Origin of the sequence: Streptomyces sp. NPDC052101, from assembly GCF_040680235.1 — a bacterium.
GTDB lineage: Bacteria > Actinomycetota > Actinomycetes > Streptomycetales > Streptomycetaceae > Streptomyces.
Genome location: NZ_JBFAWH010000001.1, coordinates 783,851 through 801,072, shown reverse-complemented (window position 1 = coordinate 801,072; position 17,222 = coordinate 783,851). Strand labels below are relative to the sequence as shown.

General features: G+C 70.8%; 11 protein-coding genes. 9 read left to right on the top strand and 2 right to left on the bottom strand.

All coding sequences use genetic code 11. The features are described 5' to 3' along the window. Position 1: 1 nt before the first annotated feature. From AB0L75_RS03450 to AB0L75_RS03425, 6 genes are all read left to right on the top strand, one after another. Positions 2–3,115 (top strand): acyltransferase domain-containing protein, encoded by a 3,114-nt coding sequence (locus AB0L75_RS03450; RefSeq protein WP_365174687.1) that lies wholly within the window; start codon positions 2–4, stop codon positions 3,113–3,115. 174 nt (positions 3,116–3,289) lie between these two features. Next, the gene (locus tag AB0L75_RS03445; protein WP_365174684.1) at positions 3,290–6,526 is read left to right on the top strand and encodes an amino acid adenylation domain-containing protein; all 3,237 of its coding nucleotides are present in this window, start codon (positions 3,290–3,292) and stop codon (positions 6,524–6,526) included. Between the two features lie 126 nt (positions 6,527–6,652). Continuing rightward, positions 6,653–8,002 (top strand): lysine N(6)-hydroxylase/L-ornithine N(5)-oxygenase family protein, encoded by a 1,350-nt coding sequence (locus tag AB0L75_RS03440; protein WP_365174682.1) that lies wholly within the window; start codon positions 6,653–6,655, stop codon positions 8,000–8,002. Further along, entirely contained in the window at positions 7,999–8,766 is a 768-nt protein-coding gene (locus tag AB0L75_RS03435) for an alpha/beta fold hydrolase (protein ID WP_365174680.1), read from the top strand. Before AB0L75_RS03440 ends, AB0L75_RS03435 begins: the two co-directional genes overlap by 4 nt. 149 nt (positions 8,767–8,915) lie before the next feature. Beyond that, entirely contained in the window at positions 8,916–9,461 is a 546-nt protein-coding gene (locus tag AB0L75_RS03430) for a hypothetical protein (RefSeq protein ID WP_365174677.1), read from the top strand. A 71-nt stretch (positions 9,462–9,532) separates the two neighbouring features. Then, the gene (locus AB0L75_RS03425; protein WP_365174675.1) at positions 9,533–10,396 is read left to right on the top strand and encodes a DUF4097 family beta strand repeat-containing protein; all 864 of its coding nucleotides are present in this window, start codon (positions 9,533–9,535) and stop codon (positions 10,394–10,396) included. A gap of 92 nt (positions 10,397–10,488) precedes the next feature. Here AB0L75_RS03425 and AB0L75_RS03420 read toward each other — a convergent pair whose 3' ends face one another. Both AB0L75_RS03420 and AB0L75_RS03415 read right to left on the bottom strand, forming a co-directional pair. Then, positions 10,489–11,001, bottom strand: a complete 513-nt coding sequence (locus AB0L75_RS03420; protein ID WP_365174673.1) for a hypothetical protein — start codon at positions 10,999–11,001, stop codon at positions 10,489–10,491. Between the two features lie 657 nt (positions 11,002–11,658). Further along, positions 11,659–12,501 carry a DUF4097 family beta strand repeat-containing protein gene (locus tag AB0L75_RS03415; protein ID WP_365174670.1) on the bottom strand — a complete coding sequence of 281 codons (843 nt, stop codon included), beginning with the start codon at positions 12,499–12,501 and terminating at the stop codon, positions 11,659–11,661. Between the two features lie 911 nt (positions 12,502–13,412). Between AB0L75_RS03415 and AB0L75_RS03410 the strand changes: the two genes are divergently transcribed. The 3 genes from AB0L75_RS03410 to AB0L75_RS03400 all read left to right on the top strand — a co-directional run bounded on the left by AB0L75_RS03410 (position 13,413) and on the right by AB0L75_RS03400 (position 17,167). Next, entirely contained in the window at positions 13,413–13,595 is a 183-nt protein-coding gene (locus tag AB0L75_RS03410; RefSeq protein ID WP_365174667.1) for a hypothetical protein, read from the top strand. Then, positions 13,592–14,824: an ABC transporter ATP-binding protein gene (locus tag AB0L75_RS03405; RefSeq protein WP_365174664.1), complete on the top strand. Its 1,233-nt coding sequence runs from the start codon at positions 13,592–13,594 to the stop codon at positions 14,822–14,824. Before AB0L75_RS03410 ends, AB0L75_RS03405 begins: the two co-directional genes overlap by 4 nt. 102 nt (positions 14,825–14,926) lie before the next feature. Continuing rightward, the gene (locus tag AB0L75_RS03400; protein ID WP_365174662.1) at positions 14,927–17,167 is read left to right on the top strand and encodes an MMPL family transporter; all 2,241 of its coding nucleotides are present in this window, start codon (positions 14,927–14,929) and stop codon (positions 17,165–17,167) included. Positions 17,168–17,222: the final 55 nt, after the last annotated feature.

Sequence of the window (17,222 nt, the reverse complement as noted above, 5' to 3'; positions counted from 1 at the left end):
CATGGGCAACTCCGCCGACAGCACAGCGGACAACCGGGTCGAACGGGCGCTGCGCGCACTGCTGGAGGAGCGCGACCGCCTCCGGCAGGAGAACGACGCCCTGAAAGCCGGCCGCGGCGAGCCGATCGCCCTGGTGGCCATGGCCTGCCGCTACCCGGGAGGCGTGTCCTCGCCCGAGGACCTGTGGAACATGGTCCGCGACGGCGTGGACGCCGTGGACGAGTTCCCGGCGGACCGCGGGTGGCGGGACGTGTACAACCCGGATCCGGACGTGGTCGGCAGCTCCTACGTCCGCCAGGGCGGGTTCCTGACCGACGTCGCCGACTTCGACGCGGACTTCTTCGGCATCAGCCCGCGCGAGGCGCTGGCGGTCGACCCGCAGCACCGCCTGCTGCTGGAGACGTCGTGGGAGGTCTTCGAGCGGGCCGGCATCGTTCCCGCCGGTGTGCGCGAGACCGACGTCGGAGTCTTCACCGGCGTCAGCTCCTCCGAGTACGGCGCGCGCTTCCTGGAGGGAAGCAAGAGCGAGTTGGAGGGCTACCTGCTGCACGGCAGCGCGATGAGCGTCGCGTCCGGTCGGGTGGCGTACGAAATGGGACTGACCGGGCCGGCGGTGTCGGTGGACACGGCATGTTCGTCGTCGCTGGTGGCGCTGCACCTGGCGGTGCAGTCACTGCGCTCGGGCGAGTGCTCGCTCGCGCTGGCGGGCGGGGTGTCGGTGATGTCGACGCCCGCGATCTTCGTGGAGTTCGCCCGGCAGCGCGGGCTGTCGGCCGACGGCCGCTGCAAGTCCTTCGCGGACTCGGCCGACGGAACCGGCTGGGCCGAGGGAGTGGGCGTGCTGCTGCTGGAGCGGCTGTCCGACGCCCGCCGCAACGGCCACCCCGTGCTGGCCGTCGTCCGCGGTTCCGCGGTGAACCAGGACGGCGCCAGCAACGGGCTGACCGCTCCCAACGGCCTCGCCCAGGAGAAGGTGATCCGGCAGGCCCTGACGAACTCGGGGGTCGCGGCCGGCGAGGTGGACGTGGTCGAGGCCCACGGCACCGGAACCGTGCTGGGCGACCCCATCGAGGCGGGTGCCCTGTTCGCGACCTACGGGCGGGACCGGAGCGAGGGCAGGCCGCTCTGGCTGGGGTCCATGAAGTCGAACATCGGTCACGCCCAGGCCGCCGCCGGGGTCGCCGGCGTGATCAAGATGGTCATGGCCATGCGCCACGGGTTCCTGCCGAAGACCCTGCACGTGGACACGCCCTCACAGCATGTGGACTGGTCCTCCGGCACGGTCGAACTGCTGGTGGACGGACGGGAGTGGCCCCGGCCGGACGGTCCGCGGCGGGCCGGGGTGTCGTCGTTCGGCGTCAGCGGCACCAACGCGCATGTGATCCTGGAGGAGGAACCGGCGCCGGAGCGGGCGGACGAGCGCGGCCCGGGCGCGGCGGTGCCCGGCGGCCTGGTGCCGTGGGTGCTGTCGGGCAAGAGCGCGGCGGCTGTGGAACGCCAGGCACGCAGGCTGCGCGATTTCGCCGCCGCCGATGAGGGCCTCGATCTCGCCGATGCCGGCTGGTCGTTGGTGTCGAGCCGGACGGCGTTCGAGCACCGCGCGGTGGTGCTGGGCCCCGGCCGGGACGAGCTGCTGAGCGGTCTGACGGCGTTGGGCGAGGGCGCGGAGTCCCCCGCGGTGGTGCGCGGTGTCGCCGGGAACCTCGGTGGCACGGTCTTCATGTTCCCGGGGCAGGGATCGCAGTGGGTCGGCATGGGCCGGCAGCTGTACGAGGCCTTCCCCGTCTTCGCGCAGAGCCTCGACGCGTGCGCGGCCGCGTTGGCCGAGTTCGTCGACTGGTCGCTGCTCGACGTGGTGCGCGGTGTGGCGGGGGCTGCCTCGCTGGACCGGGTGGACGTGGTGCAGCCGGCGTTGTTCGCGGTGATGGTGTCCACGGCCGCCCTGTGGCGGTCCTGGGGTGTGGAACCGGCCGCCGTGGTGGGACACAGCCAGGGCGAGATAGCCGCCGCCTACGTCTGCGGTGCGCTGTCGCTGAGCGACGCCGCCAAGGTCGTGGCGCTCCGCAGCAAGGCGCTGCTGGATCTGATCGGGCACGGCGGGATGGCGTCGGTCGCGGAGTCCGCGGACTTCGTGGCCGCGCATCTCGCTCCGTGGAAGGACCGGGTGAGCGTCGCCGTCGTCAACGGACCCCGCTCCGTTGTCGTGTCCGGGGAGCCCGAAGCACTCGACGAATTCGTCGAGAAGATGAAGGCCGAAGGCGTACAGGCCCGGAGAATCCCGGTCGACTACGCCTCCCATTCGGCGCAGGTGGCCCGGGTGCGCGACCAGGTGCTCGAAGCGCTGTCCGACGTACGCCCGAAAACCTCGACGCTGCCCTTCTATTCGACCCTGGCCGGCGAAATCATCGACACCGCCCGGCTGAACGGCGAGTACTGGTACACCAATCTGCGCGAGAAGGTCCTTTTCGAAACAGCCGTCCGGCAGCTGGCCGAGGACGGTTTCCGGGTGTTCATCGAGATGAGTCCGCACCCCGTGCTGACCGTCCCGGTGCAGGAGATCGTCGAGGACGTCGGCGACGCGGTGGTCCTGTCCTCGTCGCGGCGGGACCGGGGCGAGGTGGAGGCCGTCCTCGGCTCGCTGGCCCAGCTGCACGTCCGGGGCGGGACCGTGGACTGGGACGCCCTGCTCGGGGCCCGCCGGCGCGTGGACCTTCCGACGTACGCCTTCCAGCGGCAGCGGTACTGGCTGAACTCCACGCACGCGGCAGTGGTGGCGGAGGTGCCCCCGACGGAGCCGCCCGCAGGCGAGGAGGAGCCCGTCGCCCTGCCGGACCAGCTCTCCGCCCTCCCCGACGACGAGGCGGCGGCACTCGTCCTGGACCACGTCCTCCAGAAGGTCGCCGTCGTGCTCGGACACCCGTCCAGCGAGACCATCGACCCCGACCAGGAGTTCAGGAACATCGGGTTCGACTCGCTGCTCTCGGTGGAGCTGAGCAAGCGCCTGGCCGCGACGACCGGGCTCCGGCTGCGGGCCAACCTGGTGCTGCGCAACCCGACACCGAGACAGGTCGCCGGGCACATCATGACCGCGATGGCCGGCCGCGACCGGCAGTGATCCCGTCGCGTTCCGGGCGCCGCGTGCGCCATGGGGCCGTCCCGCCGGCGGGACGCAAGGCCGGCAGCGGCCGGCCCCGTCCCGCCACCCGGTTGCGTTGACCGGTTGTTCCACTTCCGTGAGGGTGGAGGCCATCTGTGAATTCCTCCAATTCCTCGCCTGTTTGCTGAGGGGATGATCTCTTTGCGTTCGTTCGGTGCGTCGTCTGCGCATGAAGGGTTGTGGCGGGCGCAGAAAATGACTCCCGACACGCTGAACCATGCGACGGCCATGTGGGATGTGGACGGCGAGCTCGACGTGGCGGTCATGGAATCCGCATTCCGCCATGTGCTCGGCGAGGCGGAGATATTGCGCGTCAATTTCGTCGACGACGGCAACGGACTGCGGCAGGTGGTCCGGGAACCGGGGGACTGGCAGCCCTTCTTCCTGGATGTCAGCACCGCGGCCGATCCCGAGCAGGCGGCACGCGAAGCGCTGGCCGAAGTGCTGCGGCAGCCGTTCGACCTGGAGCGGGATCTGCTGCTCCGGCTGGGCGTGGTGAAGCTCGGGGCGGCCCGCTCTCTCATGGTGATCGTCTACCACCACCTCGTGTCGGACGGTTACGGCGCGGGCGGCCTGCTGTCGCGGCGCCTCGCCGAGGTGTACACGGCGCTGGCGCGGAACGCGCAGGTGCCGGAGCTGCCGCACCCGTGGGACGCGGAGTCGTTCGCGGCGGAGGCGGCCGAGTACCGCGCCTCCGAGGAGTTCACCGAGGACACGGCGTTCTGGCGGGAGTACCTGGCGGACGCTCCGCCGCCCGCGCAGGTTCCGCGCGTCCACCTGCCCGAGGAGACCCGGTCCGCGCTCTCCGAGCCGACGGGCAGGGCCGACCGCTGGTGCCAACTGGCCGACGCCATCGGCATAGCGAGCCGGACGCTGAGCGTTCCGCGCGCCGAGGCGGACGCCTGGACCGAGACCGCGAAGTCCCTGGGCGTGTGGATGTCGACGCTGTGGACCACCGCGGCGGCGGTGGTCTTCCGGCACCGCTGCGATCACCCGGAGTTCCTCCTCTCGCTGGCCGTGGCCAACCGGTCCGGGGCGGCGAGCAGGACGCCCGGCCTGGCGGTGAACGTGGTGCCGGTGCGGGTGAAGGTTCCGCTCGGCGCGACCTTCGCCGAGATCGCCGACGCGGTGGTGGACGAGACGTACGAGATCTTCGATCACACCGCCTGCCACTACTCGGAGATCCAGCGCGCGAGCGGCACCGGCCTGAGCGGTCGCGGCAGCTTCGGCGCCGTCGTCAACGTCGTCGAGTTCGCGGAGCAGCTCGACTTCGCGGGCAGCACGGCACGCCACCTCGCCGGGACGACCGGGGCCTTCGACGAACTGTCGATCGGCGTCTACACCGACGGGACCGCCGACAGCGACCTGTACCTCCGGCTCGACGCCCCCGCGGGCCTGTACTCCGGCGCGGAGCTGCGCTTCATCGGCGAGGAGCTGATCGCGTACATCCGTGCCGTGATGGCCACCGAGGGGCAGCTGCCGGTCGGTGCCCTGGACGTGCTGGGCGGTGCCGAGCGGGACCGGGTGCTGACGGCACCGAACGACACGGATGTGCCGCTGCCGGGGCTGACGGTCCCGGAGCTGTTCGCCCGCCAGGTGGAGCGCGCCTCCGACGCCGTCGCGGTGGTGTCCGGGGACTCGGAGGTCTCGTACCGGGAGCTGGACGAGCGGTCGAGCCGGCTGGCCGAGGCGCTGCGGCGCCGGGGCGTCGGACCCGAGACGGTCGTGGCGGTGGCACTGCCCCGCTCGACGGAGCTGGTCGTCGCCCTGCTGGGTGTGGTGAAGGCGGGCGGAGCCTATCTGCCGGTCGACCCGGCGTCCCCGGCGGAGCGGATCACGCCGGTGGTGAGCGACGCCTCGGTGCGCGCACTGCTCACCGATGCCGCGACGGCCGACATGCTCCCCGCCGGCCTGGACGTTCCGGCGATCCTGCTCGACGACATCCGGCCGGAGACCGCCGACGGCGGCGACGGGGTGCGGGAGGCTTCGGTCCCGGTGCACCGGGACGGCCTGCTGGCCGTGACGCACGGCTCCGCAACGACCGGCGCGGCCACGGGAGTTGCCGTGACGCACCGGAACATGGAGCGGTTCGTCCTGGACCGCCAGTGGCAGGAGGGCGGCCGCGGCGCCGTGCTGTGGCACGCGCCGCACACCTCCGACGCGCTCGCCCTTCAGGTGTGGGTGCCGCTGCTGAACGGCGGCCGGGTGGTCGTGGCTCCCTCGGGGGAGCTGGACGCCGCCGCGCTGACCGAGGCGCGAGCGACGCACGAGATCTCCGCGGTGTGGCTGCCCGCCGACCGGTTCTCGGCAATCGCGGCCGAACGCCCCGAGGCCCTGGCCGGGTTGCGCGAGGTGTGGACCGGTGGCGACCGGGTGTCCGCGGCCACGGTGCGACGGGTACGGGAGGCCGGCCCCGAGCTGACGATCGTGGGCGGCCACGGTCCGACGGAGACGACCGGGTTCGCCGCGTGCCGGCGCCTGGCGGCGGGCGAACCGGCGCACCACAGCGGCGTGCTCGGCCGCCCGATGGACAACACCGCCCTCTACGTGCTGGGCCCCGGGCTGGCCCCGGTCCCCGTCGGCGTGGCCGGAGAGCTGTACGTGGCCGGACCCGGCGTGGCTCGGGGTTGTCCGGGCCGCCCCGGGCGGACCGCGGAGCGCTTCGTGCCCTGTCCCTTCGGTCCGGCGGGCGGGCTCATGTACCGCACCGGGGACCGGGTGCGGTGGGGTACCGACGGCCGCCTGGAGTACGTCGGCCAGGTCGAGGCCCAGGCACAGATACGCGGTGTCCCGATCGAGCCGGCCGAGGTCGAGGCGGTGCTGTCCGAGCACCCCGGCCTCGCACAGAACGTGGTGGTCGTCCGGGCGGACGACTCCGGGCAGCAGCGGCTGGTGGCCTATGCGGTCCCGCTGGACCCCGGGTCCGGCCTCTCGGACGAGGAGCTGCGCCGGTTCGCCACGGAACGGCTGCCGGACTTCATGGTGCCGTCGGTGTTCGCGGTGCTGGAACGCCTCCCGGCGACGGCGGACGGGAGGGTGGACCGGGCGTCGCTACCGGAGCCCGAGTTCGGTGACGGACGGTACCGGGCGCCGCGCAACCGCACCGAGCGGGTGCTGGCCGAGGCGTTCGCCGACGTGCTCGAGATGGAGCGGGTGGGCATCGACGAGGACTTCTTCGATCTCGGTGGCAACTCGCTGCGGGCGATCAGGCTGGTCGGCCTGATCCGGGCGGAACTGAACCAAGAGGTGTCCATCCGCCGGTTGTTCGCGGCACGCACCATCGCCGGTCTGTCGGACATGTGGAAGGACCTCGACCAGTCGAGCAGGCCGACTCTTCGCAGGAGGACGAGGGACGGCCAAGTCCTCTGAGCGTTGTACGGGTTCTGTCGGCCCATGTGCGCGACACGAAGGGCTCCGGAGAGATCCCGGAGCAGAAGATTGCCGGTCGAAGATGCGAACAGCGCATCGCGAAGCCATGCCAGCGGGAGAATCTCTATGAGTAATCGTGAACACGAGACCTACGACGTGGTCGGCATCGGGTTCGGTCCGTCCAACCTGTCGCTCGCCATCGCCCTGGAGGAACACCGGGCGCATGGTCTGGAGAACGACGTCAGCAGCCTGTTCTTCGAGCGCCAGTCCTCCTTCGGCTGGCACCGCAACATGCTGCTGCCGACGGCGACCATGCAGATATCCTTCCTCAAGGACCTGGTCACCTTCCGCAACCCGACCTCGCGTTTCAGCTTCATCGCGTACCTGCACGCGTCGGGGCGGCTCCCGCAGTTCGTCAACAACCAGGACTTCTTCCCCACGCGCCAGGAGTTCCACCAGTACCTGGAGTGGGCGCAGGCACAGGTGGCCGATCACGTCGCGTACGGCTCGGAGGTGACGTCGATCCGGCTGGCGCCGGGCACCGATCCGGAGTCCTCGGACCGTCTGCGCCTGGAGGTGGCGGATGCCACCGGCCGGCCCGGGCGCGTGGTCGAGGCACGGAACGTGGTGATCTCGACGGGCCTGGTCCCGAGCATGCCCGAGGGAGCCGAGCGCGACGAACGGGTGTGGCACAGCTCCGAGTTCCTGGAGAAGTACCGCCGGATGAACCCCGGGGAGCTGCGCCGGGTGGCGGTGGTCGGTGCGGGCCAGAGCGCGGCCGAGATCACCAGGTTCCTGCACGACGAGCTTCCGCACGCCGAGGTGTGGGCGATCATCCCGTCCTACGGCTACTCCGTCGCGGACGACACCCCCTTCGCCAACCAGATCTTCGACCCGGCGGCCGTCGACGACTACTACTTCGGCACCGACCAGACACGGGAGGCGTTCTGGCGGTACCACCGCAACACCAACTACTCGGTCGTCGACGACGACGTGATCAGGGACCTGTACCGCAGGTCGTACGACGAAGAGGTGCGCGGCGACAGGCGCCTGCAGTTCCTCAACCTGACGAGGGTCACCGGCGTGAAGCGCGCCGGCGCCGAGACCCGCGTCTCGCTGCAGGTGGGCCCCGACGCCGAGGTGCGTGAGGTCGACTTCGACGCGCTCGTCTGCGCGACCGGCTACCACGGCATGGAGCCCACGCGCCTGCTCGGCGACCTCGACCGGTACTGCCTGCGCGACGAGGAGGGCCGATACCGGGTGGAGCGGGACTACCGCATCGTCACCGAACCCGAGATGCGGTGCGGCATCTATCTCCAGGGCGGCACCGAGCACACCCACGGCCTGACCTCCTCGCTGCTGTCGAACATCGCTGTACGAAGCGGTGAGATCGCCGACTCGATCGTCACCCGGCGTGCGGGGCAGAGCGCCGAGCACGCCGTCCTCGCCAAGGCCGGAAGCGACGTCCTTCGATGACAAGTGCGGTGGAAGAGCTGTGGGTACGCCGCTTCCGTGACGACGACGGGTGCGAGACGAAGCTCGTCTGCTTTCCCCACGCCGGCGGCTGGGCGAGCGCGTACCGCACCTGGGCTGCGGGACTGCCCTCGGACATCGGCGTGCTCGCCGTCCGGTACCCGGGCCGGGAGGACCGGCTCAGCGATCCGTTCCCGACCGGGCTGGAGAGCCTCGCGGACGACATAGCCGAGGCGCTCGGCGAGCTGACGCGGCACCGGCTGGTGCTGTTCGGCCACAGCATGGGGGCTTCGGTGGCGCACGAGGTGGCGCTGCGCCTGAAGGCGCGGGGATGTCCGCCGGCCGCCCTGTGCGTGTCCGGCCGACGGCCGCCGCACGCGCTGGACGGCATGCGCAGGCTCTCCGGCACGGACGAGGAGATCATCGCGGATGTCGTGCGCTTCGACGCGAGCCGTGCCGCGGTCTTCGCGGACCCGGGCCTGCGGGAGGTCGTGCTTCCCGCGGTCCGCGCGGACTACCGCCTGGTGGACGACTATCCCGGTGGCCGCCGTCCTCCGCTCGACTGCCCGGTGTACGGCTACACCGGTGACAGCGACTCCGAAGTGACCCCGGAGCAGATGCGCGGCTGGGCGGACATCACGCATGGCTCCTTCCGGCTGCGGGTGCTGCCCGGTGGGCACTTCTACCTCAGGCCCGAGGAGGACGCGCTGCTGGCGGACCTGAGCGAGGTACTGGGCCACGTCACCTCCCGTACGAAGGCCGCCTGATGATGTCGAAGCCCTGATTCCTCGTACCGCACACCGCGAGCGGCACCGCGGGCGCCTCCCATGGCATGGATCGCCATGGGGGCGCCCGCGGTGCCGCTCGCGTCGTGTTTCCGGTCCTGGTGGCTTGTTCGGTCACCCACAAGGCTTGAATGGCACCTCCGGTGGTGCAGCAACTTGTGATGGCGCAACTTATGCGCCATGATGGCGCCATGGATGTAAGCCCGTTCGTAGACAGACTCGGGCGCGAGTTCGTGGCGCTTGCTCGGATCGACAGTGAAGATGCCCGTGCGCTGGCGGCACAGCTTGAGTCGGCGATCCGACTCACGTTGGTCGACACGCTGGCAGCCGCCGCGGACGAGATCAATCGTGACCTCGCCCAAGGCTCCGTTGAACTTCGTCTCCGTGGAGACGAACCGAACTTCGTCGTGACGCCATCGTCGCCCGACCGGTCGTCCGAGACCGCGGCGGCCAGCGACGTGCCGACCGCCGAAGAAGGTGCCACCGCACTTGTCACCGTGCGCTTCCCCCAGCAGCTGAAGGCGGCCATCGAGCGGGCCGCAGGCTACGAAGGGCGTTCGGTGGACGCGTGGTTGGCACAGAGGGCCTCCTCCGTGGTGCAGAAGGACCGCGCCTCCTGTACCGCCCATCGGCGCGGCAAGCGGTGCCGGCAGCGCTACACCGCCTGGGTGCGCTGAAGCAACCCGAGCGTCAGCTCACTCGTCCCGATGTGCGGGGACGCCCGACAGAATTCATGAGAGGGGCAGCCATGCCTGTGTTCGACACTCCTGGACCGATCTCCGTCACGCTCGAAATCGGTGCCGGTGACGTGCAGATCACCGCCGAGGACCGCACCGACACCGTTGTCGAGGTACGGCCGACCGACGAGAACGACGACTCGGATGTGAAGGCCGCCAAGCAGTCGAGCGTCGAGTACGCCGACGGCGTACTGGTGGTCAGGACGCCGAAGCCCCGGGTCATGGACTTCTCCCGGAAGAGCCGCTCGGCGGATGTGTCGATCGTGCTGCCCATCGGCTCTCATGTGCGTGGCGAGGCCTCGATGGGGGACCTGCGCTCCTCCGGCCGTCTCGGCGAGTGCACGTACAAGACCCCCACGGGGCACATCCAGGTCGAGCACGTCGGTCCGTCCCGCCTCAAGACATCGGCCGGGCACATCACCGTGGGCCGCATCGAGGGTGACGCCGAGGTCAGGACGGGCACCGGGCAGATCCGCATCGGAGAGATCGGCGGCGCGTCCGTGGTCAAGAACTCCAACGGCAACACGGAGATCGGCAAGGTCTTCGGCGACGTCCAGGTCCGCGTCTCCAACGGCGACATCTCCGTCGAGCAGGCATCGGGTTCCAGGATCGACGCCCAGACCGCCAATGGCAGCATCAGTGTGGGCGCGGCGACCCGCGGCGCGGTCGTGCTCAAGACCGGGAACGGTGACCTGGAGATCGGCATCGGTGCGGGTCACCCGGCGAAGCTGGATCTGACCACCGGGTTCGGGCGGGTGCACAACATGCTGGAGAGTGACGCCGAGCCGGCAGAGAAGTCGCTCGGGTCGCCCGAGGAGTCGATCGACGTGCGGGCGCAGACCTCGTTCGGGGACATCACGATCCACCGCATCTGAGGGAGGGTCCCCTGCGCGGTCCCCCTCGATGGGGACGACGGGCCCCCGCTGTCGGCGGAAACGGCAGCGGGGGCCCGTCTGTGTCGCTACGGCTACCGCACCCAGCCGTTGAACTGCTGCCTGCCGCGAGGGGATCGCCTGCTGTTGGCCAGCGCTGCGGCAGAGGCCCGGACCATCCACGCGTTGACCGAGATGCCCTGCCTGGACGCCGCCTCCTCGATCTGCTCCTTCATCGCCTGCGGAGGCCGGAAGTTGATCCGGGCCGTGGCGCCGCTCATGGCGCCACTGAGCGCTCCGGTCGACCAGTCGCTCGCCGCGTCACCGGTCTCATCCGCGGTGTCCTCGACCTGGCTGTCGTCGCCCGAGGGCGGGGTCACCACAAAGCTGGGCTCCATGCCCCGCAGGCGCAGGTCCACCGATCCAGGCGCCAGGTCCTGAGTGATCTCCTCGGCCGCGGCAGACAGCACCTTGAGCAGCGTGAGCCGGACGGCCGAGTCCAGCGGAGCGACGAGTCGCTCGGCAACCGCGCGGGTCTCGGCATCTCCTGCTGCACAGGCTGCGACCAACTCATCGCGCAGCGCCTCGACGTACTCCCGTAGTTCCACGAAACCATCATGGCACATAGGTTGCGCCGTGCGGCGCCTGCTCGGCCCAACAATCACACGCGACCCTTAGTCCAGGTGAAGCAAGGGATGTTTCGCGTGGCATGGGTCCACTTGTCACAGTGGGTTCGAGTGATGCGCCGCCATGGGGGCTCGGTCTAGCGCCAGAATGGCGCCGGATCGGGGCGCGTGAAAAAGGTGCAGGCCCCGGAGAGCGGGGGATTTTTCCTCTCCGGGGCCCGCTGAGGCGGCACCGATGACCGACGGGGGACGGCATCGGTGCCGTGATCGTGGCCAGCTCTCAGCTGGTGGTGCCATCGGCCGCAGTGTCGGTCGGTGTCGGTCGTGACCTGGGCCGGGCCGCCGGCCGCTCGGAGAGAAGGTCACCCTCGCTCTCCGCCTCGCCGGCGACTGGGATCTCGCACTCGGATTGCCGTGTAACGGCGGTGGATCCTGTGGCGCCAGTATGGCATCGCTTTGGCTCCGATGCAAGCCTCGGCTTGCGCCCCACGGGGGAAGGGCAAAGCCCTGACCGGACGAACAGCGCCCGAACAGCGGCCGAGCGGCGGCGAAGTGCCGCTGGCGCCATGGGTGTGGCGATGTGGCGCTATGCCGGGTGGGAAGCTCCTGGCGCAAGCGTGCGCCCGGCTGCGATCGGGTTCATCCCCCGCAGGAGCGCTCCACGACGACGTCACCGATCACGGTCCGGGCCTGGACGCGCACGACGTCGTCGGCCGGCTCGTGCGCGCCGAGGAGCGAGAGGGACGTGTAGACCGTGCCCGCGGCGGAGTCGAGGGACAGATGGGCGCTGCTGGTCGCGGCCACACCGACCCGGATGCTGCCGAACGTGGTGGCGGCGACCACGGATCCCTGCACCACTTCCCCGACGTCGATGTCACCGTCGGTCGTCCGGGCCTCCGCGTCGGCGTGTGCCCGGCCGATCCTGATGGCCCCCTTCTCGGCCTGCAGGCTGGCGACGCCCGACACCTCTCCCACGGTGACGTCGCCCTCGCCCTTCGCGCTGACCGTGGCCCTGCCCTCGATCCGCCCCAGGTGGACGTCGCCGCAGTCCGCCGTGGCCTCGACGGTGCCGACCGCGCGGTCGACCGTGATGTCGCCGAGGGCGGCGGTCAGTTGCAGGCTGCCGGTATGGTGGAGCCTGATGTGTCCCAGGCCCGTGCTGAGCCGGCACTCGCCCAGCTCTCCCACTCCGAGGAAGTCCGCCGCCGTACCCCGGCCGCGCAGGCTCGATCCGGTGGGCACGGCTATCACCACGATGACCGCGCCACCGTTCCCACCCGGCTCCGGGACGTCCACGAGCAGCCGGCCGTCGGCGTAGTCGATGCGCAGCTGCTCGGCGGTCCGCACGTCGTTCTGGTCGTCGTGGTCGCGCGGGTACGCCTCGACCATCGTCTGGGCGCGGTCACTCGCGAGGATCCGGACCTGGCCGAACACCAGGCTGAGCACCACCCTGACAGGTGAGGGCGTGTCGAACGTCGGCATGGCGGGCCGCCTTCGGAATGTCTGCGGCCGCCGGTCTGGTCCAGACGGCAGCCCGAACGACGCAGATGCGCGCTTCGTCGCGGGGGCTCGTCCTGGGCCCCGGGACGCGAGCCACCGGGGCACGGGCCCGTACCGCCGGGGAACACAGCAGATCCTGTCCCGCCCTCACCACGTCGGACACCTCGTCCTTCGCCCTTCGCCGTGCGCGCGTCGCGTCGGACCGCGCGTCCTGTGCTGGCTGTTTCTCGATCGCCCAGCGTGCGAGTTCCCTATGGCACTGGGGGGAGGGAACCGGTGGGGGCGCCCCGCGGTTCGGGGCGCAATTCTCCGCCGATGCCATAAGGGGCCACATTAACGCCATGGCGGGATGTCCGCGCAGGGAGTGGCTTTGAACTCCCTGTGACAGCGACCGGAATGGGTCACGGGCGCTCGGGCGTCGCCCCGCCGGTTCATGCATCGACGGGTCTCGGCAGCCCGGTAGTTGGTTGCCCGCGAAATTTGCGCACTGCCGAGTTTACGCGAGCAGACAGGCCTTTGGGGTGTCATCGAGCGATGAGATGACGCCAAAGTCAGGTGGTCCGGCCTGCCCTGGTTCCCGAGTGCTAACGGCGGCGCCGGACCACCGCCACACCCCGCGGCGCCATCCTTGTACGACACGGCCCCACGAGGGCGTCACGGAGGGCCTGCGCCTGCTGTCGTTCGCCTGGTCAGGCGGCGGCTCCGATGCCTTCCGGCCAACGTGAGGCGGTGGCCGACCCACCGTCCACTCTGTCCTGTCGAGGCGTATCCGCAGGTCACAGCGGTGGAGTCAAGGTGAGTCGCCCGCCCGGTGTCCCGGCGCCGCCGGTCGCGCGCCAGGGTGGCACAGGTCGGCGATGGACATGGCGCCAAAGTGATGCCATCATGACGCTATGGCTGCTTCCTTCCGGCTCCCCGAGAGCCGGCCCGCCGGGCCGGGCGAGCACAAGGAGCAACACGAAGAGACGGAACACGAAGAGGAGGGACCGGGCGTGCGGAACATCCACGGATACCCCCGAACCCCCGGCTGCCTCCCCGCTCCGGGAGAGTTCCGCACCGAGCAGGTGGCGCCGTGAGCCAGGCAGCGACCGCCGCGGGGCCGCACCCCCCGCTCCCCGGAGCGCAGGGCCCCTCGGCCATCCAGGTCCGGGGGCTGCGGAAGTCGTACGGAAGGACGACCGCCATCGATGACTTCCACCTGGACGTCCCCCACGGCACCGTCTTCGCCCTGCTGGGGCTCGACGACGCCGGCAAGACCACCGTGATGCGGATCCTCTCGGCGCGCACCGCCGCCGACGGCGGAGACATACGCGTCGCCGGGTACGACCTGCCCGCGGACGCCGCTGCGGTACGCGCCGCCGTCGGACTTGTCGGCCGGACCTCGGCGGTCAACACCCGCCGCACCGCTGAGGAGAACGTGCGGCTGACACCGGCTCTGCGCCGGCTGCCGGCCCACGAGGGCAGGTCGCGGGCGGCCGAACTCCTGGCACGGCTCGGCCTGTCACGGGTCGCCGCCGAGCCCGCGGCCGCACTCTCCAGCGGCCAGCGGCGCCAGCTCGACCTGGCGATGGTGCTGGCCGGGGATCCGGGAGTGCTCCTGATGGACGAGCCCACCGCGGATCTCGACCCGGTGGGCCGCCGCATCGTGCGGGACGTGGTGCGTGAACTCGCCGCGGACGGCATCACGGTGCTGTTCACCACTTGCTCGCCGCAGGAGGCGGGCCTGCTCGCCGACCGGATCGGCGTCCTGCACCGCGGTCGGCTCGTCGCCGAGGGCACGCAGGACGCTCTGCTGCGGCTGGTCCCCGGTGGTCACATCCGGCTGCACTTCGCCGACGCAGCCGAACTGGCCACCGCCGCCGCGCTGTTCAGCCTGGACACGGCCGTCCGGGACGACACCGCGCTCAGCCTGCAGATCCCCGGCGACGGCAGCGTCGGCCTGATGCGCGCCGTCCTCGACATCCTGGACGGCGCCGGTGTGGAGCCCCTGCGGCTCGCGGTGCACAGTCCCGGCCTGGAGGACGTCTTCACCGCGCTCGTGGACGGCGGCTCGCAGGGTCCGCAGCCCACCGACCGCGCCGTGCACCCGCCCGGGGAGGAACCGCGCGACAGCAGGTCCATGTGGCAGGAGTCCCTGCCCGTCCTGGCCGCGGCGCTGCTGCTCCCCGCGTACGTCGCGGAGGTCGGGCTCGCCGCCCTGCCCGGCGTGCTTCTGACGGTCCTCGTATGCGTCGCGCTGGCGCTCTCGGGGTGCCGCAGACGCGCCGGCCGCCGCGCGCCGCAACGCCGCGGCCCCCTCGCGTAGCCCGGACCGGCCCGGTGTGTGACCGAGCCGGCCTCGTCCGCCCCGCCCAAGTCCTTTTCACAGACCTTGTCTTCGGCACGTACTCACAGGAGTTGGATCACCTTGGCCACCTTGCTCTACAGAATCGGCCGCTTCGCCTTCCGGCGACGAGGCCTCACCCTGCTGCTCTGGATCCTGGTCCTCGGCGGGGTCGCGGTCGCCGCGTCGACCGCGCCGCCGCCGCCCACCGACACCTTCTCCATGCCGGGCACGGAGTCCCAGAAGGCCCTCGACCTGCTGAAGGACAAGTTCCCGGCCGTGAGCGCCGACGGCGCCTCGGCCCGGGTCGTGGTCCGCGCACCGGCGCACGAGAAGATCTCGGATCCCGCGCCGAAGACGAAGGTGGCCGCTCTCGTCGCCCAGCTGTCCAAGGGCCCACAGGTCGTCGGGACCTCCGATCCGTTCACCACGGGCGCCGTCAGCAAGGACGGCACCACGGCCTACGCGATCGTCACGTACAAGGTCACCGCCCTGAAGGTGTCCGACGCGGCGCACAAAGCCCTGACCAAAGCCGCCGACGACGCCCGCGCTCAGGGGCTCAAGGTCGAGATGGGCGGTGACGCGGTCCCCGTGAAGCAGGACGCCGGCGGTTCCTCCGAGGCCATCGGCATCGGCATCGCCGCCCTGATCCTGCTGACCACCTTCGGTTCGCTGGTGGCGGCGGGCATGCCGCTGATCACCGCCATCATGGGGGTCGGTATCGGCGTCGCCTCGATCGGCGCCCTCGGCAGCACGCTCGGCCTGTCCACGACCACCACCACCCTGGCCATGATGATCGGCCTGGCCGTGGGAATCGACTACGCCCTCTTCATCATCTCCCGCTACCGCGCCGAGATGGCCGAGGGCCGGGAGCGGCAGGAGGCCGCCGGCCGGGCGGTCGGCACCGCGGGCTCCGCCGTGGTCTTCGCCGGTCTCACCGTCATCGTCGCCCTCGCGGGTCTCACCGTCGTCAATGTCCCGATGCTGACGAAGATGGGCCTGGCCGCGGCGGGCACCGTCGCGATCGCCGTCCTGGTCGCCGTCACGCTGGTGCCGGCGCTGCTCGGCTTCGCCCCGTTCAAGGTGCTGCGCCGCAGGGACCGCAAGCTGATCGCGGGCAAGCCGCTCTCCGATCGCCAGCGCCGCAAGGCCGAGAAGCGGGCTGCGCGGCAGCGGCCGAACCTGGGTGCCCGGTGGGCGAGTTTCGTCGTGCGCCGTCCCGTCCTCGTCCTGCTGTTCGGTGTGCTCAGCCTCGGCGCCGTCGCCGCTCCCGCGGCCCGGCTGGAGCTGGGCCTGCCCGGCGAGGGCACCATGGCCCCCGACACCACCCAGCGCAAGGCGTACGACATGTTGTCGGACTCCTTCGGCCCCGGCTTCAACGGCCCCCTGATGATCACCATCTCGGCCCATGACGCCAAGTCCGTGGGCAAGGTCGTCGCCACCAGGCTGTCCCACGAGCCCGGCGTCGCCGACGTGGGCGCGGTGACCCCGAACCAGACGGGCGACACCGCGATCGTCAACGTCGTACCGGACAAGGGACCGCAGGACGACAAGACGAAACAGCTGGTCAAGAACTTGCGGGGCGACCTCCACGGTCTCGGGCGGGCCAATGGCGCCGAGGTCCTGGTGAGCGGGCAGACGGCCATGTTCATCGACTTCTCGCAGACCCTCCAGGACGCGTTGCTGCCCTATCTCGGCCTCGTGGTCGGTCTCGCCTTCGTGCTGCTGATCCTCGTCTTCAGGTCGTTCCTCGTGCCGCTGAAGGCGGCCCTCGGATTCCTGCTGTCGGTGTCGGCGTCCCTCGGTGCCCTGGTGGCGATCTTCCAGTGGGGCTGGTTCGCCGACATCGTGGGGGTCGACCAGCCTGGCCCGATCATGAGCCAGCTGCCGATCATCATGATCGGCGTGGTCTTCGGTCTCGCCATGGACTACGAGGTCTTCCTGGTGACCCGGATGCGCGAGGCCTACGTCCACGGGGAGTCGACCCACCAGGCGGTCGTCACCGGCTTCCGGCACGGTGGCCGCGTGGTCAGCGCGGCCGCGCTCATCATGACGAGCGTGTTCTCCGGCTTCATCATGCAGGACAACGTCTTCGTCCGGATGATCGGCCTCGGCCTGGCCTTCGCGGTCGTCTTCGACGCCTTCGTCGTCCGCATGGCCATCATCCCGGCGCTCTTCGCCCTCCTCGGCAACCGCGCCTGGTGGCTGCCGAGGTGGCTCGACCGCATCCTGCCCGACATGGATGTCGAGGGCGAGAAGCTGTCGCGCCGGCTCGCGGCCCCGCAGAACCAGGGCCCGGTGTACGAGCACGAGTACAGCCGCTGATGCCCGAAGTGGGGGGCCGGTACCGGGATCGGACCGGCCCTTCACGCTCGGGCGG